Source organism: Tumebacillus flagellatus (genome assembly GCF_000714935.1).
GTDB lineage: Bacteria > Bacillota > Bacilli > Tumebacillales > Tumebacillaceae > Tumebacillus > Tumebacillus flagellatus.
Genome location: NZ_JMIR01000044.1, coordinates 19,007 through 39,548, shown reverse-complemented (window position 1 = coordinate 39,548; position 20,542 = coordinate 19,007). Strand labels below are relative to the sequence as shown.

Annotated in this window: 23 protein-coding genes; 13 read left to right on the top strand and 10 right to left on the bottom strand. The window is 59.0% G+C overall.

What is annotated here, in order from left to right; genetic code table 11:
• Positions 1–3: 3 nt before the first annotated feature.
• Together EL26_RS21200 and EL26_RS21195 are read right to left on the bottom strand one after the other, a co-directional pair.
• Positions 4–495, bottom strand: coding sequence for a fibronectin type III domain-containing protein (locus EL26_RS21200; protein WP_161780770.1), 492 nt, complete (start codon positions 493–495; stop codon positions 4–6).
• A gap of 180 nt (positions 496–675) precedes the next feature.
• Positions 676–1,191: a GNAT family N-acetyltransferase gene (locus tag EL26_RS21195; RefSeq protein WP_038093978.1), complete on the bottom strand. Its 516-nt coding sequence runs from the start codon at positions 1,189–1,191 to the stop codon at positions 676–678.
• 128 nt (positions 1,192–1,319) lie between these two features.
• Here EL26_RS21195 and EL26_RS21190 point away from each other — a divergent pair, with 128 nt between their 5' ends.
• Positions 1,320–2,792, top strand: coding sequence for a methyl-accepting chemotaxis protein (locus tag EL26_RS21190; protein ID WP_038093975.1), 1,473 nt, complete (start codon positions 1,320–1,322; stop codon positions 2,790–2,792).
• 103 nt (positions 2,793–2,895) lie between these two features.
• The gene (locus EL26_RS21185) at positions 2,896–3,477 is read left to right on the top strand and encodes a hypothetical protein (RefSeq protein ID WP_038093972.1); all 582 of its coding nucleotides are present in this window, start codon (positions 2,896–2,898) and stop codon (positions 3,475–3,477) included.
• Here EL26_RS21185 and EL26_RS21180 read toward each other — a convergent pair.
• Positions 3,474–3,899 (bottom strand): thiol-disulfide oxidoreductase DCC family protein, encoded by a 426-nt coding sequence (locus tag EL26_RS21180; RefSeq protein ID WP_038093969.1) that lies wholly within the window; start codon positions 3,897–3,899, stop codon positions 3,474–3,476. The genes EL26_RS21185 and EL26_RS21180 overlap by 4 nt on opposite strands.
• Positions 3,900–4,002: 103 nt before the next feature.
• On the opposite strand from EL26_RS21180, the gene EL26_RS21175 reads away from it, so the two are divergent.
• Together EL26_RS21175 and EL26_RS21170 are read left to right on the top strand one after the other, a co-directional pair.
• Complete coding sequence (locus tag EL26_RS21175; protein ID WP_161780769.1) at positions 4,003–4,947, top strand: RluA family pseudouridine synthase; 945 nt, start codon at positions 4,003–4,005, stop codon at positions 4,945–4,947.
• The gene (locus EL26_RS21170; protein WP_038093966.1) at positions 4,944–5,393 is read left to right on the top strand and encodes a hypothetical protein; all 450 of its coding nucleotides are present in this window, start codon (positions 4,944–4,946) and stop codon (positions 5,391–5,393) included. The genes EL26_RS21175 and EL26_RS21170 overlap by 4 nt, the downstream gene beginning before the upstream one ends.
• A 22-nt stretch (positions 5,394–5,415) precedes the next feature.
• On the opposite strand, the gene EL26_RS21165 is transcribed toward EL26_RS21170, so the two are convergent.
• A complete protein-coding gene (locus tag EL26_RS21165) occupies positions 5,416–6,330 on the bottom strand; it encodes an alpha/beta hydrolase (protein WP_052036660.1) in 915 nt (304 codons plus the stop codon).
• A gap of 157 nt (positions 6,331–6,487) precedes the next feature.
• On the opposite strand from EL26_RS21165, the gene EL26_RS21160 reads away from it, so the two are divergent.
• Positions 6,488–6,970: a GyrI-like domain-containing protein gene (locus tag EL26_RS21160; protein WP_038094021.1), complete on the top strand. Its 483-nt coding sequence runs from the start codon at positions 6,488–6,490 to the stop codon at positions 6,968–6,970.
• Between the two features lie 190 nt (positions 6,971–7,160).
• Here the strand turns inward: EL26_RS21160 and EL26_RS21155 are convergent, their stop codons facing one another.
• Both EL26_RS21155 and EL26_RS26300 read right to left on the bottom strand, forming a co-directional pair.
• Positions 7,161–7,814: a uracil-DNA glycosylase family protein gene (locus EL26_RS21155; RefSeq protein ID WP_052036659.1), complete on the bottom strand. Its 654-nt coding sequence runs from the start codon at positions 7,812–7,814 to the stop codon at positions 7,161–7,163.
• Between the two features lie 62 nt (positions 7,815–7,876).
• The gene (locus tag EL26_RS26300; protein WP_238546162.1) at positions 7,877–9,064 is read right to left on the bottom strand and encodes a class I SAM-dependent methyltransferase; all 1,188 of its coding nucleotides are present in this window, start codon (positions 9,062–9,064) and stop codon (positions 7,877–7,879) included.
• A 176-nt stretch (positions 9,065–9,240) separates the two neighbouring features.
• Here EL26_RS26300 and EL26_RS21145 point away from each other — a divergent pair, with 176 nt between their 5' ends.
• The 8 genes from EL26_RS21145 (at position 9,241) to EL26_RS21110 (ending at position 16,084) form a co-directional block, all read left to right on the top strand.
• Complete coding sequence (locus EL26_RS21145) at positions 9,241–10,239, top strand: metal ABC transporter substrate-binding protein (RefSeq protein WP_038093963.1); 999 nt, start codon at positions 9,241–9,243, stop codon at positions 10,237–10,239.
• 15 nt (positions 10,240–10,254) lie between these two features.
• Positions 10,255–11,139: a TIGR03943 family putative permease subunit gene (locus EL26_RS21140; RefSeq protein WP_161780768.1), complete on the top strand. Its 885-nt coding sequence runs from the start codon at positions 10,255–10,257 to the stop codon at positions 11,137–11,139.
• Positions 11,140–11,152: 13 nt separating this feature from the next.
• Positions 11,153–12,166 carry a permease gene (locus EL26_RS21135; protein WP_038093958.1) on the top strand — a complete coding sequence of 338 codons (1,014 nt, stop codon included), beginning with the start codon at positions 11,153–11,155 and terminating at the stop codon, positions 12,164–12,166.
• 48 nt (positions 12,167–12,214) lie between these two features.
• Positions 12,215–12,577, top strand: a complete 363-nt coding sequence (locus EL26_RS21130) for an SDR family oxidoreductase (protein ID WP_052036658.1) — start codon at positions 12,215–12,217, stop codon at positions 12,575–12,577.
• A 177-nt stretch (positions 12,578–12,754) separates the two neighbouring features.
• Entirely contained in the window at positions 12,755–13,402 is a 648-nt protein-coding gene (locus EL26_RS21125) for an HlyD family secretion protein (protein WP_038093955.1), read from the top strand.
• A 16-nt stretch (positions 13,403–13,418) separates the two neighbouring features.
• Entirely contained in the window at positions 13,419–15,188 is a 1,770-nt protein-coding gene (locus tag EL26_RS21120; RefSeq protein WP_052036657.1) for a DHA2 family efflux MFS transporter permease subunit, read from the top strand.
• Positions 15,189–15,221: 33 nt separating this feature from the next.
• Positions 15,222–15,686, top strand: coding sequence for a MarR family winged helix-turn-helix transcriptional regulator (locus EL26_RS21115; protein WP_052036656.1), 465 nt, complete (start codon positions 15,222–15,224; stop codon positions 15,684–15,686).
• Between the two features lie 86 nt (positions 15,687–15,772).
• Positions 15,773–16,084 carry a hypothetical protein gene (locus tag EL26_RS21110; RefSeq protein WP_038093953.1) on the top strand — a complete coding sequence of 104 codons (312 nt, stop codon included), beginning with the start codon at positions 15,773–15,775 and terminating at the stop codon, positions 16,082–16,084.
• Between the two features lie 35 nt (positions 16,085–16,119).
• Here the strand turns inward: EL26_RS21110 and EL26_RS21105 are convergent, their stop codons facing one another.
• The 4 genes from EL26_RS21105 to hemB form a co-directional block, all read right to left on the bottom strand.
• Positions 16,120–17,439 (bottom strand): purine/pyrimidine permease, encoded by a 1,320-nt coding sequence (locus EL26_RS21105; RefSeq protein ID WP_052036655.1) that lies wholly within the window; start codon positions 17,437–17,439, stop codon positions 16,120–16,122.
• A 42-nt stretch (positions 17,440–17,481) separates the two neighbouring features.
• Positions 17,482–18,159, bottom strand: coding sequence for an HAD family hydrolase (locus tag EL26_RS21100; RefSeq protein WP_052036654.1), 678 nt, complete (start codon positions 18,157–18,159; stop codon positions 17,482–17,484).
• 83 nt (positions 18,160–18,242) lie between these two features.
• Positions 18,243–19,532, bottom strand: a complete 1,290-nt coding sequence (gene hemL / locus EL26_RS21095; RefSeq protein ID WP_038093949.1) for a glutamate-1-semialdehyde 2,1-aminomutase — start codon at positions 19,530–19,532, stop codon at positions 18,243–18,245.
• A gap of 19 nt (positions 19,533–19,551) precedes the next feature.
• Positions 19,552–20,541: a porphobilinogen synthase gene (gene hemB, locus EL26_RS21090; protein ID WP_038093997.1), complete on the bottom strand. Its 990-nt coding sequence runs from the start codon at positions 20,539–20,541 to the stop codon at positions 19,552–19,554.
• Between the last annotated feature and the right edge of the window lies 1 nt (position 20,542).

Below are 20,542 nucleotides of genomic sequence, written 5' to 3'. Positions count from 1 at the left end.
TGATCAACTGGCAGGCGTCGGGTCGCCCGGCGTCATGCCGCCGCCCGAATTGGGAAGCGTTTGATAGACTTGGATCGGTTCCGTGGTCGTCGTCACACCGTCCCCGTAATCAAATACAGGAGTTATTGAGAAGGTGTATTGCCCGGTAACCAAACCTGTGAAAGTGTAGCTGGTGACTGCGGAGAGTGTGGTTACGAGCACCCCTTTTCTATAAACGCGATACCCTGTGACCGTTCCGGTCTGAGGCGGTGCCCACTGGAGGGTCGCGGTGCCGTTTCCGGTCGTCACGGTTAAGTTCGAGACCCGTCCCGTGACTTGCTCGATTTTCAGCAGGTTGCCGTTTTTGTCGTACGTAAAGCTGTAGGTCGCCACTCCGTTCACATCAATGCGGGTCAGCCTGTTGTTTTTGTCGTAGATGTACGTGTAACCAGTCGTTGCTTGTGCTGCGCTTGGAAACATGGAGAAGGCGAATGCACTAAGTATCAGCCAAGCCATTTTCTTTTTCATCAATTATCACCATTTCCATAATTTATTACTTCATAAATGTCCGCAAACAAATCCATCGTATCACCCCGATGCTAAGTAGTCAAAACAATTACAAAATAGAAATAATTATCTCGACAACAATATTTTGATTCCATTAATCTGAAGCAAATAAAAAAGACTCCTGCACATTCAAGTGCAAGAGCCTTTTTCCAAAAACGTAATCTCCACGCCCGGGGCAACTTCTAAGCGGCGGGTTTCGTGGAAGCCCTCGCTTCGATAGAGTTGCAGCGCGGGTTCGTTGAGGGAGCCGGTCGAGACCCGATAGAGCTGCGCGGACGGTTCCGCGACTTGAAGGACATGCCGCAACAGCGCACGAGCAATCCCTCGCCGGAAGTAGTCTGGGTGCACCATCATGCGGGAAATCACCACGGCGCTCCCGCCGTCACCCCCAGGCCCGCCAACCCCGCTCGCTTCTCGCTCTCCTGCACTTTTTTCCACCTCATACGCAATCGCCCCGGCCCACCGTCCGTCGATCTCATACACCCAAAACCTCTCCCCGCACCCTTGCAACTCCTCCACCGTCTCGTGGAGCGGCGGGATGCCGTCGAAGCCGATCAACTTTGCTTCTACTTTATAAGAAGGAATCTGCAAACCCAACATCTTCTCCGCGTTCTCACGATCTTGAATTTCAATATATGTAATCATATAGAACCCTTCTCTCCCAAAAATTTTTCTTCTTTATTGAACGGCTAGCAGGAAAACCCCCTCCCTGATAAGGAATAGTCCTTATATCGTCGAGTATACATTCCACGACAGAAAGAGGTAACCCCTGAATGGAACACCTGGAAATCATTCATAAGCGCAACAAACTGCTGGCGAACCTCATGTGGTTTTCGCTCGTCTTGGGCGTCGGCAGTTCTTTTGCGGCGCACATGCCGCTCAAACCCACGCTGATCCTGCTCGCCGTCGGCGGCTTCAACTCCGTGTTGCTGACGACCTTGAACTGGCGCCGCGTGTTCACGACGAAGATCATGTACCTCGTCGCGCTGATGTGCGCGTCCGTCACGTTCACGATGGTCTTCCTCACCGAGGGCTTCACGAACTATTTTCTGATCTTCTACAACCTCGCCGCCGTCGCGCTCTACCAAAACTGGCGTCCGCTGATCGTCTCCGGCGCGCTCGGCATGGGCATGACGCAATACTTCTGGATGAACTACCGCGACACGATGTTCAAAGCGTTCGTCGACACCGACCTCCAGACCTTGCACATGTTCGTTTTGCTCGTCACCTGCCTGCTCGTCTTCTCTTGCGTCTTCTCCGAACGCCTGCGCAAACAGGTCGACCAAAAGCATCAAGAAGCGCTGGAAATCAAGTCCCGCATCGAAGAGCTGTTCCACCAAATCAAAGACTCCGTGCAGATCGTCACCCAATTCTCCGACAACCTGCGCGAAAACATCGCTGTCACCCGCACCATCTCCGACGAAGTGGCCGCGACGTTCTCCGACATCGCCCGCTCCGTGGAACTGGAAGCGGAAAGCGTCACCGACATCTCCGAAACGATGAAAGCGGTACGCGAACGCGTCGATTCGGCAAACCAAGCGTCGCTGACGATGCGCGAACTCTCCGCGGAAACCGCCTCCGTCACCGAACAGGGCTCCCGCGAGATGACGACGCTCTCCCAAGAGATGCAGAACGTCGACTTCATCATCGACGTCACCGTGCAGATCACGAACGACCTCAACAAGCAAACGGAACGCATCTCGAACATCGTGGAATCGATCGACAAAATCGCCGCCCAAACCAACCTGCTGGCACTGAACGCCGCCATCGAAGCCGCCCGCGCGGGCGAACAAGGACGCAGCTTCTCCGTCGTCGCCCACGAAGTCCGCGTGCTGGCGGAGAACTCGCTGGAATCGACCAAGGAGATCGCCGCCGTCCTGCACGAAATCCAAAGCAAGACCGCCGAAGTGGCACACCAAGTCCAAAGCGGTCAAACGGCCGTCTCCACGTCGCAAGCCGCGATGAAGCGCGTGGCGCAATTCTTCGGCCAGATTCAAGACAACACGACCCGCGTCGTGCAACAAGCCAGCCACGTCGAGAACATGAACCAACATCTGCAGCAATCGTCCGTGCAAATCGCCGGCGAGATCGGCGCGATTGCCGACATGACCGAGCAGAACGCCGCGTCGGTCGAAGAGATTCTCGCCAACATCGAGGAACAAAACCGCCATGTCGCGCAAGTGGTGGCGTCGTTTACCGAATTGGAGCAACTGACGCACCGCCTTCGCGAGTTGACTTCGTACTAAGGCGCCCTCACTCGCCCGCCTGAACGCAGAAAAGCCCCCGCCCAAAGTTGAATTTTTGAGCAGGGGCTTTTTGACCATACTGGATGGAAGGGGGTGACGAGCGGTGAGCATCTATTATTACTCGTTTCAGATCGGCGAGTTGTACGAAGCGATCGGGTCGGACGACAAAGGCCTGCTGCACAAACTGCAAGAGATGCTGGAGCACGACCCGGAACTGCTGACCGTCTGCCGCGCCGTCCTCCAAGACGGGTTGCTGTATCACGAACTGTTTGCCGAAGACCTCTACAACGACGCCCTCAACCATATCGTGCGGGCGTTGCCGAGCTGCCGGAACTTTTTTGACGACAAAGACTACCAGATCGACTACCACGACGCCCTGCTCCGCTTGCCGAAAAAAAGCCTGCTCAAGCGCTACTGGAGCTATCTCACGCACGGTCGCTACTTGTTCGACCACGCGATTTCGCCGCTGACGATGATTCGCTACGGCTACCTCACCCAAGAGGAACTGCCGCAGTTTTTGTCCCTCGTCGAGCAGGACGGCGAGAAGTTGCCGTGGTATTTTTTTCAACATACGATTGATGCGATCCGCATGTCGCAGAGCGTGGGCGACGATTTGTACGTCGCCATCCACATCAAAGGGCGGCGGTACCGCGTGATCCGGCCGGGGGACTTGCAGAATCGCTAGTCCCTTTTTTGTTTCGACTTGGATTTGGAGGGAGACGGCGGGTGGACGCTGCAGGCGTCGGTACACGCCGGGACTTTCAAGCCGAACAGCTTGGAGAGTTTGAAGCGGTTGCGGGAAACCCAGTCGTAGAGGCGTTCCGACAACCAGCCGATCGGCGGCACGTAATACAGTTTGGTCGGCCAGCGGTAGAATTTGTGCAACTGCATCAGCTGCACCGCCGCTTCCGCTCCGCCGTAGACGCGCCCGTCGCGGATCACGTGCATGCGGGCTTTGCACGCGTCTTCGCGCAGGCTCGGGTGAATTTCGGAAACGTCGCCGTAGCTGCGGAAATCGACCGGTTCGATGCGCGTGCCGTACATCTCGACCAAGCGCACCATCGCGGCGGTGCAGATGCCGCAGTGTCCGTCAAACACGACTTGCATGGAGATCTCCTCCTCTTCCTGCTTCTGTTTCCAGCATATCACAAAACGCGGAACTGTTTTGTGTTCAAAAACTATTTCGAGTACAATAGAGTCTAAACACGATATGATGAAAGTCGGGGAATGCAAGATGCATGGAGAGAAGATCGGCCCGTGGTGGGAAATTCGCGCCAAGGGCAAAAGCGACGGGGACACCCGCACGGTGCTTTCGTTTTTGGAGAGCGAAGTCGGGCTGCCTTCCCCGCTGATCGAACAACTTGAACGCGTTGGTCATCTCGCGCTGAATAAGGAGACCGCTTCGCTGCACGACTCTGTCAAAACGGGCGACCGCGTGCGGATGGAACTGTTCCCGGACGAGCCCTACGGCGTGGAACCGGAGATGCTCGATTTGGACGTGCTCTACGAAGACGATCATCTCCTCGTCGTCAACAAACCGGCCGGTCAGAAGGTTCACGCCAACGACGAGGGCGAGACCGGCGCGTTGCTCAACGCGTTGGCGTGGCATTACCAGATGCAGGGCTTGGAGACGCGCGTGCGCTTGCTGCACCGCCTGGACCAAGAGACGTCGGGCGCGATCCTCTTCCCGAAGCACGCCGTGGCGCAAAAGCTGTTGGACGCAATGCTCCAAGAGCGCAAGATCAAGCGCGAATATTGGGCGTTGGTGCAGGGATACATACGCGTCGCGCACGGCACGATCGACGCGCCGATCGGACGCGACCGCAACCATGCCACACGCCGACGCGTGTCGGGGACGGGCAAGCCCGCGCAGACCGACTTTCGCGTCGTCGAGCGCTTTGGCGCACAGGCGACCCTGGTGCAAGCGACGCTTCGCACCGGCCGCACGCACCAAATCCGCGTGCACTTCGCCCATCTCGGACACCCGCTGCTCGGCGACGAGCTGTACGGCGGCCCGACGAATTGGATGCACAGACAAGCTTTGCACGCCAAGTTCCTCCGCTTTACGCATCCGATCACCGGCGAAGACTTGGAAATTGAAGCTCCGGAACCACCCGATTTTTCCGACTTGCTACGAAAGGTGAAAGGCCCATGAAAAAACGCTATCTCCTCTTGCTGCTCATCGTTCTTCTCCCCGTCCTGTTCTCGCTTCTCGGCTACAACTACTACTCCGATGCACCGCCCAAGAATCTGCCGCTGATCAAAGCTCTGCTCGTCAATCCGGCGACGATCGCCGTGCTGGGCGGGATCGTGGGGATGTTGCTCTATCAACAGCGGGCGATGTATTGGGGCATGGTCGTGACGTTTTTGTACTCGTTTCTGTCGCTCGGGTTGCAGTGGGGGACGTTTAAGCAGTACGGCGTTTTTTACAACCATACGCTGACGACGGCGACGCTGTTGTCGGTGGTCGGGTTCGTCGGCGCGCTGTTCACGCTCTTGGTCATGCGCGTGTTGCGCAAAACGCTTGACGCCGTGAACCAACCGCAACCAGAGCGTCCGATGCCGCCCGCGTCGAGACAAGGAAAAAAGAAGCCCCAGTGAGCGGGCTTCTTTTTTTGTGCACTTAGTTTTCGATCACGCGCTTGAGGTCTTGCTCCGCTTTTTCATACATCGACTGCACGGCGCGCTCCATCGGTTCGCGGCGGGCTTGGACTTCCTCCGGCGTCGGCTTCGGGCCGAGGAGGTTGCGTTTCATGAAACTCAGCACCAGATGCAAAACGTCGTCCATGACGAGGTTGCCGCCGTTGTAATCATCATGATCGCCGCCTTTGATGCGGACGAGCGAGACGTCGGTCAGGGCGTGGAAGAGCAGTTCCGCTTGGTTGACCGGAACGATGCAGTCTTGGTCGCCGTGCAGGATCAGGACGGGCGGCTCGTCACCGTTGATATAGGTGATCGGGTTGGCAACTTTGGCGAGATCCGGGTTGTCTTGGGCGTACTTGGCGTTCAAGAGCACCGCTTCCGGCGAATCGGGCAGGTCGTGCCAGCCGCCCATCCGCAGCAAGTCGACGGGGCCTGCCGAGACGCAGGCGGCTTGGACGCGGGACGAGTAGCCCGGCGAGCCGCTGTTGCCTTCGAGTTCCGGCACATCGCCGGACGTCGCCAAGAGCGCCGCCAGATGTCCGCCGGAGGAATGCCCCCAGACGCCGATGGCGTTCGGGTCGATGCCGTACGTGTCCGCGTTGGCTCGCAGCCAGCGGATCGCCGCTTTCACATCATGGATTTGCGCGGGGAACGGCGCGACTTTGGAAGGGCGGTGGTTGAGGCTGACGGTAAAAAACCCCTGCTTCGCGTACAGGCTGTTCAGCTTGCCGCCGCTTGCCGCTTTGTCGCCAAACATCCAGCCGCCGCCGTGAATGTAGACGATGACCGGCAGGGGGTGCGCCGGCGCACCGAGCGGGCGGACGATATCGAGAAACAAGGGATGGCCGTCGCCTTCCCCGTATTGCACATCGGAGAGCAGTTCCGTTTCGTACATGGGAGAGTCCTCCTTAAAATGGAAGTTTCACCCTCATCTTACCTTCCAATTACAAGTCGAACAAGGATTTGAATGATTCTGTCAAAAAACATCCTCATTTGTGTTATATTGGGAATGGTTGCCAAGCGATTACCAAGGAGAAAGGGTGTTTTTTTTCATGCAACCCGAATTGAAAACGATGCGGCAGAAGCATTTGATCGGCATGTACTTCTCCGGCCCGTTCCAGCTGTTGGGGGTGGAGATGCCGAAGCTGTGGGAGAAGTACATGCCGCGGATCGAGGAAATTCCGGGCGTGATCGCTCCGTCGGTGCAGTACGGCGTGAGCGATGAGAATTTCGAGCACCGCATGTACACGGAGTTCCTCGCCGTCGAAGTGGAAGCGTTCACGGCCATCCCCGTCGGCATGGTCGGCTTCACGCTCCCGTCCACCGAGTACGCCGTCTTCACCCACCAAGGCCCGATGTCGACCGTGCCTGCCACGTACCAAGCGGTCTTCGGCTGGTTGGCGCAGAACGGGTATGCGCAAGATACGTCGGTGCTGCGCTTTGAGCGGTACGATGAACGCTACAACCCGACTCTCCACGAGAAGGAACGCGCGGAGAATGCGTACGAGATTTGGGTGCCGATTCGGAAGGGGTAACACCGGAATGAACAAAGGACGCATGAACCCTCGCAGGATTCGTGCGCTGCGGATTCGCGAGGAATTGGAACGAGCCGATGTGTTGGTGGAGGCGTTTTTACGAATAGAAGAGTAAGGGAAAAAGCCAGCCCTCAAGGGTACTGGCTTTTTTCATGCCTTCATGCCTTCATGACTTTATGACTTTATACCTTCATGCCTCTCCGCGATACGTCGCCACCACTTCCGCAATCTTCCCTTGGTAGCGCTCCTTATCCCAGTTGTTAAACGAAGGATGCGGCACGTCCGTCAGCACGTTCCAGTTCGGGGACGTCACCCCCGCGAGTTGGAAATACTTCTGCGCGAACGCTCCGCACGGGACGAGGGTGATGCGGCGGTTGACGAGCGTTTGCAGTCGTTCGCGGAGGTGGTCCATGATCAACGCTTGGAGTTCACTCCACCGCGACGGCTCCAAGCCTTTTTTCCGGCTCGCCCGAAGCCCTTCCAGCAGCGGAAAAAAATCACCGTACTCCTCCGGCCTAAGCTGTGCATCGTTCGCATACGCCGCCGTCTGCATCGGGATCGGGCAGACGTTCATCAGCCCGATTCCGTACCGCTCCGGGTCCTGCCCAACCACCGGCCCGAGCTTGCCGCCCGTTCCCAAGAGATGTTTCGCCATCGAGCCGCCCGACAGTCCTGCGACCGGCACGCCGTGCGCCAACTCTTGCGTGTGCGGGCTCTCCAATAAAAAAACCATGCGGGCGCTGTCCGGGAGCAAGTCCGGCACGCGGAAGCTCTCCGCAATCTCGTCAAACATCTGCCGCAGCGTCCGTTCTTCCCGTGCGGAGATCATCGTCTCCCTCTTCATCGCAGATTCGCTCCCCCTCCGACTCCCAACGAGGACGTCGCAACTTTCATTCGCATCCTTCCTTACTCTCCCGCCTTCTCCGCCACAAGCGTAAACGTCTTCGGCAGCCCGATATCGTCCACCTTCGTGTTCGCTTCCTCGCTCAGCAGCCGAATCACCAACCCCGACTGTGCAAACGCCGTGACGATCTCCCCGAGAGTCCATTTGCGATGGCGTACTTTTTTCAGATCGCGGTTGTCCGGGAAGTGCTTGCCGTACGCCACGTCCGCTTCCTCGAAGCCGCTCTCGAAGTAGTTGCCCGTCACTTTGTGCTTCTTGCCTTTCGACGTGATCAGCTTCGTGGAAATCGGATGGAAGTCGTGCAGCACAAACCGCCCACCCGGCTTCAACAACTTGCGCACCACGTCCCCGAGCGGAAACAGGTCGATGAAGTAATGCAAGATCCCAAGCTCCATCAACACCAGATCATAATCCCCGCTCAACTCTTCCGGCGGCATCTCCAGCACGTCCGACACGATGTAATGCAACTCCACGCCCGCTTCCCGTGCCACGTCCTTGGCATACGCGGCGTTCTCCATCGAAATGTCCACGACGGCGGCGTCCGCTCCGAGCAGCGCCATCGCGATCCCCTTCGCTCCGTGCGAGCCCAACAGGTTGACCGCTTTCTTCCCGCGCAGATCGCCCAGATAGGGATTCAGCGGGGCCAGCCGCGCATGTGGGTCTCTTCGAATCCATTCCGCCGATTCCGCAGGCATGCCGTAGCGATGCACCCACGCGTCGTACGTGCTCTGGTTCCACGCGGCTTCGTTGATCCGGCTGTGCTCGCGCTGAAGTTTGCGCAGAAACGCCGTGATCAACACCGTGCGCGGGTCGTCCGCCCCCCATTCGCGGCGGTAAAAGTCAAACGACTTCACGTAGACCTTGCGCTCGTCGTGCAGGACACTCCAGCGGTCGACGTTCGTTACGATCACGGTGTTGTAGCGGCAGATCACCTCGACCGGCATGCCCTCCACCGCAAAAGCGAGGCTCGACCAGCCCTTGCCCTCGTCCTCCTGCGGGTCATACTTCGCAAACAGATCCCGCGCGTCCGGAAACTGGTCCCACTGAATCTCCACCTTCAACGTCGCAGGCTCAATCCCGTCGACCCCTTGCGCCCACAGCGCCGACTCTTCCACCAACATATAAGAAATGCTCGCCGCTTCCAGCGCGGAAACGAGCGTATGTACCAAATGCCATTGCAAGTGTGCCATGGATGCAGTCACCTCAGCGTGCGTACTTTTTTTCCTCGTTCTAGCTTATCCGAACTTCGCTTCTTGCACAAGAATCCACAAATCAGAAATATTACTATTTACATACGGGTGCACTTTCTGTATGCTGGTGACAACACATAAAACGAAATTATTCTGATTTAGGAGGTTCTCCATACATGCCTACCTGGAAAAAAACAAGCAGCCTCTTGGCGCTGGCCGTGATCTTGACGACCGCGACCGGGTGCGGCTCCGCATCCAAACTGGTGCCGAAATCGGATGCCGCAACCACGTCCGCCGCTTCGTCCGCGACAGGCTCAGAGGACCGCAAATTGCAGATCGTCACCACTTTCTACCCGATGTACGACTTTGCCAAGCAGATCGCGGGCGATCAAGCGGACGTGACCCTCTTGATCCCGTCGAACGTTGAACCGCACGACTGGGAGCCGACGCCGCAAGATTTGATCAAGATTCAAAAAGCGGATGTCTTCATCTATAACGGTGCCGGGCTGGAAGGCTGGGTGGACAAAACCCTGCAAAGCTTGAACCTCAACCACTTGAAAATCGTCGAAGCCTCGAAGGGGCTGCCGTTGCTGGAAGGGGAATTTGAGGAGGAAGGATCGTCCGCGCATCCGGGCGAGGCTCAGCTCGACCCGCACGTCTGGCTGGACCCTGTGCTCGCCGAACAGCAAGTGAGCACGATTGAAAAAGCGCTCGCCGAAGTCGACCCTGCCCATGCCGCCGCGTACCAAGCGTCCGGCGAAGCGTATCAGCAACGGTTGCAGAACCTCGACAAGTCCTACCGCGCTGTCACTTCCACGGCCCCGCGCAAGGAATTCGTTACGTCGCACGCCGCGTTCGGCTATTTGGCGAAGCGCTACGGCCTGCAACAAATTCCGATCTCCGGCCTCAACCCCGAAGTGGAACCGACCACCGCGCAAGTCGCCGACGTCGTGAAACTCGCCAAAAGCCATGCGACGCCCGTGATCTACTTTGAATCGCTGGTCTCTCCGAAAGTTGCGGAGAGGGTAGCGCAGGAAATCGGCTGCACCACCGAAGTCCTCGATCCGCTGGAAGGGCTGTCGGACGAAGAGCAAGCACAACATCTCGATTACGTGTCGGTGATGGAGCGCAACTTGGAAGCATTGAAAAAATCACTCTTGGTTCCGGCGAAGTGAGGCGAGATGAGCGCGATGAAAAGCCCAAAGTTTGAAGCGGGGACTTTTGTGCAAGGCGTGATTCTCTTAGGGTTTACGATTTTTCTGCTGAAGTTCTTGGTGACGGGCGGTGTGTACGCGCTCGTCGCCCCTTACCTAGTTGTTCTGTTGTGGATCACGGCAGGCGTCTTCGGAGTGCTTACGTTTTTTACGTTGAGCCGGATCTTTCGTCCTGTTCAGGAGCATGACCATCACGGGCATTCACACAGCGTCAAACCGGGTTTGCGCTGGCTCGTCCTGACCGCTCCCGTCGTGGTCGGCCTCGTGCTGCCGACACACGCGCTGGGCACCGCCATGCTCACGACCGCCTTGAAAAACACCCCGCGCCCGCCTGTGGAAGCCGTTTCGCAAAAAGCAACACAACCCGCAGCCCAGGAATCTGCTCCCTCCGACGACCTTGTCGACCTCTCGACCGTCCCCCACGCGGACGGCGGCGAGTATGAAAAACCGGTTCACCGCCCAGTTGGGTCCGATCTGCCGCTTGATGAGCTGATGTTCAACATCTTGGTTGCGCCGGAGTACTACTACAACCAAACCTACCAATATACCGGCTTCGTCTACCATCCGCCGGGCTGGCCCCAAAATCGTCTGGTGCTTCTGCGCTACATGATCTCCTGTTGCACCGCCGACGCCACCCCCCTTGGCGTGACGGTGGAGTGGAAGGACGCCGACAAGTACAAAAACGACCAGTGGCTGACGGTGGAAGGCACGCTGTCGTTGCGCGAGATTGCGGACGCCGATGAAATTGTGCCGATCGCATGGTACCAGATGTCCAAGAAAAAGCCTGCCGTCATCGCCAAAAACGTCAAGCCGATTGACGAACCGAAAATCCCGTATCTGGGCAAACCCGTATCAAAGTGAGGCGACCTCTCTCATGTGGCAATCCGCACAGACCCTGTTTCTCTCCATCGTGTTGGAATCGTTGCCGTTCGTCCTGCTCGGCGTGCTGATTTCCTCTCTGATCCAAGAGTTGATCTCCCAAGAGGTGCTGATGCGCCTCCTGCCAAAAAACCAAGCCTTCGCTGTCGTCGTCTCTTCTCTGCTCGGATTTGTGCTCCCGGTGTGTGATTGCGGGACGGTGCCGGTGGCGCGTGCTTTGATTTCCAAGGGCGTGCCGCTCTCGGCGGCGATGACGTTTACTTTGTCCGCGCCGGTCGTCAATCCGCTGACGATGGCGGCGACGTATGCGGCGTTTGGGTTGAACGCCAAGATGATGTGGATGCGCGTCTTCGCCACGTTGGTGATTTCCATCGCCATCGGGTGGACCCTGCTCTCCGTCGAACGGCGGAAAAAACGCAGCATTCCCCGCCCGCCTGCACATCTGCACTTGCCAATGATCGAAATGGCGGCGGCCCGCGAGCACCATGAGCACCATGAGCACCATGAGCACCATGAGCACCATGAGCACCATGAGCACCATGAGCACCATGGACATCATCACGATCACGGCGCACACGCCCACCACTCCCGACGTTCCTTCCGCCAAGTGGTCGGCTCCGTTCTCGAACACGCCGTCCTCGAACTTTTTGAAGTCGGCGGGTTCGTCGTGTTCTCCGCCGCCGTCGCGGCCTGTTTGCAAACGTGGCTGCCGAAATCGGCGCTTTCCCTGCTGTCGGACCATTCCATTTTTTCCGTTGTCGGGATGATGGTGCTCGCCATTCTGCTCTCCCTCTGCTCGGAAGCGGATTCGTTTATCGCCCGTTCGCTCGCCCCGCTCAGCACGACGGGCGGCGTGCTGAGTTTTCTCGTGATCGGCCAGATGGTCGACGCCCGCAACCTGTTGCTCCTGCCGCGCGTCTTCCCCCGTTGGGTTACGGTGCGGACGTTCGTCATGGCGCTGCTCTCCACCCTGCTGCTGGGAATCGCTTGCAATCTCCTCTTGTCCTGAACTATGATAAAAAGTGAGAGACACGGAAGATAAAGAAGTAGATCAAAAATGAAACTGCAAGGCAAAACCGCCATCGTCACCGGCGGCGGGCGCGGCATCGGCGCAGCGACCGCCCTCGAACTGGGCGCCCAAGGCGCCAACGTCATCGTCAACTATGTCGGCAATGCGGAAGCGGCAGCCTCCGTCGTGGCAGAAATCCAAAAAGCCGGCGGGCAAGCGCACGCCGTCCAAGCCAACGTCACTGTGGAAGCCGACGTGCAAAAGCTCGTCGACGAAACCCTCGCGACGTTCGGCCGCCTCGGCCAACCGGACGACCTCTCGAAAGTGATCGCCTTCCTCGCCAGCGACGATTCCAAATACATGACCAGCTCCTACACCAGCGTCAACGTCGGCTCGCTGATGGACCTGTAGAACCCTCTGAAAAAACGCTTTCAAAACCGCTCTGCAGATAGCCGATTCTTCTCCTAAGAAGAACCGGCTGTTTTTGTTGACAGAGCCCTCTGAAACGTTTAATATTTCGTATGCGAAGGATTCGCACGAGAATCATTTACATTCGAAACGTTCTTATCAAGAGGAGAGAGAAAACAGATGACCGCTCAAAACTTTCGTCGCATCATCATCCTAAACATCGTCTTGCTGATCGTCCTGATCGGCGGCGGGTTCGCCGGGTACTACTTCTACAACCAATCTGTCAGCTACCTGTCCACCGACAACGCCAAGATCGACGGCCAATCGATCTCGATCGCGCCGCCTGCATCGGGCAAACTGGTAGAATGGAACGGCGAGATCGGCAAAACGTACGCAGCCGGTCAAAAGATCGGCACCGTCGAAACCGCGCAAGGCGCAGTCGACATCACCGTTCCGGCCGCCGCCACCCTCGTCGCGCAAAGCGCGGTGAAAAACTCGTTCGTAGCAGCGGGCATGCCGCTGGGCTACGCGTTTGACATGAACCACCTGCGCGTCACCGCCAACGTCAAGGAAACCGACATCAACGACGTCAAAGCAGGTCAGGACGTCGACATCTACGTCGACGCGTTCAACGGCACCACGCTCAAGGGCAAAGTCACCACGATCGGCCTGGCAACCGCCAACACGTTCTCGCTGCTCCCGACTTCGAACGCAACGGGCAACTACACCAAAGTCACGCAAGTCATCCCGGTCACCATCGCAATCGACGAGTACAAAGGTCTCGAACTTGCTCCCGGCATGAACACCACCGTCCGCATCCACAAATAAGAGGAGAGTGAACTCCATGTCGCTTTTCCTCCTCGGCTACGGCGTGTTTGCGGTGGTGCTGCTCTTGGCGGCGAACCTGCTGATCGCCCGCCGCCGCACCGCTTCCGCCGCGCTTGCTGCCGCACCGGGAACGCTGAACTCGCCGGAACCTCTTCCGGCCGCTTCTAAAAAAACGGAACCGTCAAGCACCCCCGCTCCTCACGTGGCGAACCTGTCCATCGGGAAAATTCTCGCCGTGCTTCTGCTCGGGGGCTTCGTCTCGATCTTGAACCAATCCCTGCTCAACATCGCACTGCCGCACATGATGAACGACTTGGGCGTTTCCGCCACGACGATTCAATGGCTGATCACCGGCTACATGCTGATGAACGGCGTCACGATTCCGCTGACGTCCTTCTTGATCCGCCGCTTCGGCACGCGCAATCTGTTTTTGACGGCGATTTCGCTGTTCACGCTCGGCGCGCTGATCTGCGCCGCGTCGCCGAGCTTCACGATCATGCTGATCGGACGCTTCGTCCAAGCGGCGGGCGCCGGCTGCATCATGCCGCTGATGATGACCGTGTTTCTCACCGTCTTCCCGCCGGAACGCCGCGGCGTGGCGATGGGCGTCATGGGGATCGTGATGATCTTCGCTCCGGCGATCGGCCCGACCCTCGCCGGTTGGCTCGTCCAGAACTACTCTTGGCGTCTGTTGTTCATCCTCGTCATCCCGATCGGGCTGATCGACCTGTTCCTCGCGTTTGCGTGGCTGCGCGACGTCACGGAACGCGCCAAGGATAAGCTCGACATACCGGGCTTGCTGTTCTCGACGCTCGGCTTCGGCGGGCTGCTCTACGGCTTCTCGAAAGCCGGTTCCGCCGGATGGTCGAGCCTTGAAGTCACCCTGCCGATCACCGTCGGGGTGCTGTCCCTGATCTTGTTCGTATGGCGGGAGTTGACCGCCGAACAACCGATGCTCGACTTGCGGGCGTTTCGCTACAGCGTGTTCTCGCTGACCGTCTTCGTCTCGTCGCTGATGTACATGTCGATGATGGCGGCGATGGTGCTGCTTCCGATCTATCTGCAAAACATTCGCGGGTTCTCGCCTGTGGAATCCGGCCTGCTCCTCCTGCCCGGCGCGCTGTTGATGGGTGTGTTCTCGCCGATCGCCGGGGGCCTGCTGAACAAACTGGGAGCCCGTCCGCTCGTCGTCACGGGGCTTTTGATCAACGTGATCACCACGTGGCAGTTCGCGCACTTGAGCAACGACACGTCGTACTCGACCGTGCTCTTGATCAACTGCGTGCGGATGGCGGGGTTGGCGCTGATGATGATGACGGGCACCACCGAAGGCTTGAACCAGCTTCCGGCGCGCCTCAACTCCCACGGCACGGCAATTTCCAACACGTTGCAACAGGTCGCGGGGTCGCTCGGCACGGCGCTGCTCGTCACCGTCATGTCGAACCGCAGCCTCTTCCACGTCGCGTCGTATTCCAACGACATCACGTCGACCAACCCGCTGTTGTACCAACAGTTCGAGCGTTTGGGCAGCGGCGTGGCGGCGATGACCGGGCTCTCCCCGCAAACGGGCAACGGGCTGGTCACGCAACTGGTGTACGGACTCGCCATGAAAGATTCCACGATCTCCGGCATCAACGACGCGTTTGTCGTCGGCACGGTGTTGACGGCGGTGGCGCTGTTCTTCGCGTTCTTCATCCGCCGCCGCAAAGCGGCTGCGACCACTCCGTCCGCGCCGAATGCAACTCCGGCGGCGGCTGAACAGGGGGCAGACCCCCTCACCGTATAATCGCTCTTCATGAAACTCTGGAGGCTAAGCCCCATGAATCACATTCCCAACTTAGAGAAGATCAAAGCCGTCTCCTTGCCGTTTCGCGACATTCAGAAGGAATTGATGAACCTCGTCCGCCAAGACGCCGAGCGCGTCGGCGTGACGACCCAGCAGTTGATCGTGCTGCTCGAAATCGCCACCAACCCGACGGGCGGTCTGGAACAGCTGTCCGATCGCATGCAACTCTCGCCGAGCACGCTCAGCGGCATCGTCGACCGCTTGGTCAAGTCGGGGTTGCTCGTGCGCGAGCGCTCCGAGCGCGACCGGCGCAACTTGGAGCTGCATCTCTCTGCGGAAGGGCTCTCCAAGTATCGGGAAGCGTTCCACCCGGAGCGCTCCCTGTTTTTGCAGCGCATGTCGTACGCGCTGGAGTTGCCCGAAGAAGATCTGAACTTGATGCTGGGTGTTCAACAGCGGATGTTGGCCCGTTTGCGCGGCACGGAAGGTTCTGACTAGCAAATTGAGGAAAGCGCGGAGGACATGTCCGTCCCTTCACTCGTAGGATATAGAAAAAACCTGCGAGAAAGGAGACTTCCACACCTATGGCCTGCATGTCCTGCCAACTCAAAAAACACATCGGCCGTCACGTCTGCCTCACTTGCCATGACGGCACCCGCCACTACGGCGTGTTGCACAGCGTCACCCGCGACGGCGTCTATCTCCGACGCGCTCCGTATGGCGGAGCGTCCGGCCGCGCCGATGAACTGACGGTTCACCACGCGGACGGCGACCAACAAGTCGACGGGGAAACGGTGTTCTGGCCGTTGCTCTTCCTCCCGTTTGTTGCCCTCGCGGCGTTCTCCCCGTGGTACTGGGGCGGTTACGGTTACGGCGGTTACGGCTACTACTGGTAAGCCCTCCTGCCATACACAAAAAAACAATCCTGCCCTCACTCCGAGGCAGGATTGTTTTTTTCATTCTCACGGAAAATCACGTGTTCAAGCAACAGGCAGAGGATCAACCCGACGAGCAACCCGTTGGCGACGACGCTTCGCAGCCACGGGGCGAGCGACGCAAACGCCGCCGGCGGCAAGAACATCACGCCGATGCCGACCATCAGCGACAGCCCGATGACGAGCAAATTCCGCTGGCTCGGGACGAGCGCCATCAAGTCGCGGATGCCAAAGCCCATCATCTGCGCAAACGGCACGAACAGCGCCGCATACGCCACTTCCGACGGCAACGTGGCAAAAAAGTTCCCGACCAGCGGGAACAGCCCGCTTAGGAACACCAACAGCGCCCCGATCCAAAACGGCCGCTTCGAGCGGATGCCCGTCGTCGAGATGAAGCCCGCCGAGACGGACAGCGGCACCGGGCCGATGCACGACAGCACCCCGGAAAGCAACGCGCCGACGCCGTTGCCGAACAGCCCGCGGCGATACGTGTCCGCCGTGACGTCGACGTTCAGCGTCCGCGCGATGACGAGGATCGACGCGACGACGTTCGAGATGAGAATCAGTCCGGTCAGCACCGACGTCAGCACGATCCCCGTATCCCAGACGGGAGCGCCCCATGCGAAGAATTTCGGCAGCGCGAAGATCGGCGTCGGGTCTGCGTTCGTTTCCTTCGGGATAAAACCGCAGACGGCGAACAGAATCCAGCCCGTCGCGATGCCGATCAGCGGCCCCATGCTCCGCCAGAGCCCGCGTCCCTTCAGCGAGAGAATCAACACCAGCAAGATCACGACCAGCGAGAGCAACGCCACCGTGCCGTCGATCTCCCCCGTGCGGGTCACGCCCAGCATCCCTTTAAAAAACGACCCTGTCAGCGAAACCACCAGCAGAACCAGATACACGCCGGTAACCAGCGGCGTGAACAGATCGCGCAGACGCGCCATGATCGGCAAGAGGCTCAAGATCACGAGCACGACGCCCGCCGCGAGCAAGCCCATCTCCAACTGCTGCAACACCGCGCCTTTGTCGCCCCCCGTGGCGACCGCCGCCAGCGTCAGAAACAGCGCCCACCACATCCCCGCCGCACCTTCCAAGAGCGGCAAGCGGTGCCCGAAGAACACCTGCAAGAGCGTAACGCCTCCGGACACGAACAGCATCCGCTGCACCAGCGACGACACGTCGGACGGCGGCAAGTCAAACGCCGCGCCCACGACGATCGGCGCCGCAATCGTGTTGGCGAGCAAGAAGATCATCCACTGCAAACTCTGCAACCCAAGCAATGCGCCTCGGGGGTGTAGTTCTACGTTGTCTTTCATCAGGAGTCCCCCTTCTTGTTTCTCGCTCCTAAGATCTCTGCCTTAGGAACCATATGTTTCGAGCCACGTAAGAAATTCCGGCAACGTGACAAACTGGTGGCGCGGCTCCGGTTGGTCGTCCGGCCACGGATGGCACCCGCGCCGCCACACCGGCGTGATGCCGGCAAACTCCGCTCCGCCCACGTCGTTTCGCGGGTGGTCGCCGACGTAAATCACTTCTTCCGCCTGCAACCCGAGCGATTCGAGCGCCAGCAGGAAAATCAGCGGGTCGGGTTTCTCATAGCCGACTTCTTCCGAGATCAAAACCACCTCAAAAAAATCCCGGATGCCGAGCAGGTCGATTTTGGCGTTTTGCCGTTTGCTTTGCCCGTTGGTGATCAACCCGAGCCGCAATCCTCGGCCTGTGAGCGTGTTCAGCAGCGTGAACAGGCCGTCCATCCCCTGTGCCACGGCGGGGAAAACCTCGTTCCAATGTTGAATCAGCGTCTCGACGGCGGGGCGCTCCTTCCACGGCAACGCCTCCAAGAGATCGTGGTACTTGTCGCGGCCTCGGTAGCCGCCGCCGTCCGTCTCGACGATTGCCCGCGCGATTTCGTCGACGTGCAGCTCCGGCAATTGGTCCGCAAAATCGTCTTGGAACTTCCTTGCATAAAACGGCATCGTCGCCATGCGGTCGATCAGCGTGTCGTCGAGGTCAAACAGAATCGCTTGCAACGCCATGCGCGGCTCCCCCTTTTTTGCCAAAAAAGCCGCCGGTCGCTTCCGCTCCGACGGCCTCTCTGGAGTTCTCGCTGCTGATCAGTTTACAGCAGTTTCATCGAATCGCGCGCCGCTTCGAGCGTGCGGTCGATGTCCGCATCGGTGTGCGCCAGAGACAGGAAGCCCGCTTCCAACTGCGAAGGCGCAAGATAGACGCCGCGCTCCAGCATCAGCGAGAAATACTTCGCATAGCGCTCCAAGTTCGCAAGTTTTGCCGTGTCGTAGTCGACCACTTCTTGCTCCGCGAAGAACATGCCCATCATGCCGCCGACGTACGAGCCGGTGACGGGAAGACCGAATTCCTTGCCGGCCGCGAGGAAGCCTTCGACGAGGCGTTTGCCCATCGCTTCCAAACGGTCGTACGCGCCCGGTTCGCTGAGCATCTTCAGCGTGGTGTAGCCCGCGATCATCGCCAGCGGGTTGCCGGACAGCGTGCCCGCTTGGTAGATCGGGCCGGCAGGTGCGATCATCTCCATGATCTCGCGCTTGCCGCCGTACGCGCCGACCGGAAGGCCGCCGCCGATGACTTTGCCGAGCGTCGTCAGGTCCGGGTCGATGTTGTAAATCGCTTGTGCGCCGCCGAGCGCCGCACGGAAGCCGGTCATGACTTCGTCAAAGATCAACAGCGCGCCGTATTGGCGGGTGATCTCGCGAACCGCTTGCAGGTAGCCTTCACGCGGCTTGACGAGGCCCATGTTGCCGGCGATCGGTTCGAGAATCACCGCCGCGATGTCGTCGCCGAACTTCTCGAACGCCAGCTTCAGCGACTCAACGTCGTTGTACGGGACGGTCAGCGTGTTCGTCGCCACCGACTCCGGCACGCCCGGCGAATCCGGAAGGCCGAGCGTGGCGACGCCGGAACCCGCTTTGATCAAAAGCGAGTCGGCGTGGCCGTGGTAGCAGCCTTCAAACTTGACGATCTTCGAGCGCTTGGTGTAGCCGCGTGCCAGACGCAGCGCCGACATCGTCGCTTCCGTGCCGGAATTGACCATGCGGACGACTTCGACGGACGGCACCAGTTCGGTGACCAGTTTCGCCATTTCCGTCTCCAGCAAGGTCGGAGCGCCGAACGACGTGCCGCGCAGGGCGTAGTCGTTGATCGCATGCACGACTTCCGGATGGGCGTGTCCCAAGATCAGCGGACCCCAGGACAAGCAGTAGTCGATGTAGGAATTTCCGTCGATGTCGTACATCTTCGAGCCGGAACCGCGCTCGATGAACACCGGCGTGCCGCCGACAGCGCGGAAGGCGCGGACCGGGGAGTTGACGCCGCCCGGAATGAGTTTTTTCGCTTCGGCAAATGCCGCTTCGGAAGAAGTGTAGCCTTTGTGCATCGGAGTCACCTCGCGGGGATTAGTTGCCTTCTTTCAAGTAACGCGCCACGTCTTTGGCGAAATAGGTCATGATGATGTCCGCGCCTGCGCGCTTGAAGCCGAGCATCGTCTCCATGACGATCGCTTTTTCATCGACCCAGCCGTTCAACGCCGCCGCTTTGATCATCGCGTACTCGCCGGAGACGTTGTACGCCACGATCGGCAGGTCGTAGCGGTCGCGCAGTTGACGGAGCACATCGAGGTACGCCAGCGCCGGTTTGACCATCAGGAAGTCCGCGCCTTCGATCACGTCGGAATCCGCTTCACGCAGAGCTTCGCGGGCGTTTGCCGGGTCCATCTGGTACGTTTTGCGGTCGCCGAACGCCGGAGCGGAGTGCGCCGCTTCGCGGAACGGACCGTAGTACGCCGACGCGTACTTGACGGAGTACGACATGATCGGAATGTCGGTGTAGCCGTGCTCGTCGAGGATGTGGCGGATCGCCGCGATGCGGCCGTCCATCATGTCGGACGGCGCCACGATGTCAGCGCCCGCTTGCACGTGCGACAGAGCGGTTTTCGCGATCAGTTCGAGCGACGGGTCGTTCAAGATGTTGCCGGTCGCTTGGTCGACGACGCCGCAATGGCCCGCCGGGTTGTATTGGCAGAGGCAAACGTCGGTGATGACGACGAGGTCCGGATGCTCCGCTTTGATCATGCGGATCGCTTGTTGCACGATGCCGTTCTCCGCATAGGCTTGGGAGGAGCACTCGTCCTTATGCATCGGTACGCCGAACAGGATCACAGACGGGATGCCGAGGTCGACTACCTCTTGGATTTCCACTTTCAGCGTGTCGAGCGAGAAGTGGTACACGCCCGGCATGGAGCGGATTTCTTCCTTGATGCCTTCGCCCTCAACCGCAAACACCGGATAGAGCATATCGTTGACAGACAGTTGGTTTTCGCGCACCATCGCGCGGATGCCGGCGCTGCGGCGCAGGCGACGATGACGTTGGAAATCAAACAAGTTCATG